The 600-nt window shown below is 38.5% G+C and carries 1 protein-coding gene; it reads left to right on the top strand.

All coding sequences use genetic code 11. The annotated features are described in order from the left end of the window. The first annotated feature begins 139 nt into the window (after window positions 1-139). The gene (locus ACQ93I_RS17245) at window positions 140-544 is read left to right on the top strand and encodes a hypothetical protein (RefSeq protein ID WP_431699614.1); all 405 of its coding nucleotides are present in this window, start codon (window positions 140-142) and stop codon (window positions 542-544) included. Window positions 545-600 lie beyond the last annotated feature (56 nt).

Raw genomic sequence — 600 nt, 5'->3', positions numbered from 1 at the left:
AGTCTTGAATCGAAACTTCCCGCTCGCTTGCTCCGCGGATTGTCCTGCGGACAATCACGCTCGCCAGCGCGCACAGTTTTTATACGAGACGTTGCCACCAATTTGAAAAATGAGGAATCTTAAATTAATTATCCCATTAATGCTACTTCTATTTTCTTGTAAGGATAATAGCGATAGCAATGTTGCAGTGTTGACTGATAAAGAAAATCTGGAAAATTTTTATAAAGATCACGATACCTTTTGGAATCCTACAGAGAAAGATTTGGAACTTATCGGATCTATAACCGAGGACGCGTTCCATCGGGAAACGGCAGATTTCGAGGATGCTGTTCGACGCGATTATAACAAGTACTTTTTCCAGATTGTCCCATACGTAGAAGACGGAAAAAGATTGGCTTACGTCAATGCCTTATGTGACAGAGAAAACCTTAAAAATTGGAAGAATTATTTCTATAACGTAAATGATGGTGGTGACTGTTTTTGGCAAGTAGTAGTAGATCTAAAAAGCAATACATATTTCGACTTTTCTATGAATGGTCCTTAACGGATTTCAAGAAGTTATTATCGGGAAGAAGATTAAAAAAACTGGTGGCAACACTA

Origin of the sequence: Salinimicrobium sp. WS361, assembly GCF_050750585.1 — a bacterium.
Lineage (GTDB): Bacteria > Bacteroidota > Bacteroidia > Flavobacteriales > Flavobacteriaceae > Salinimicrobium.
The sequence above is the reverse complement of the archived record's forward strand: the minus strand, read 5'-3'. Positions and strand labels throughout refer to the sequence as shown.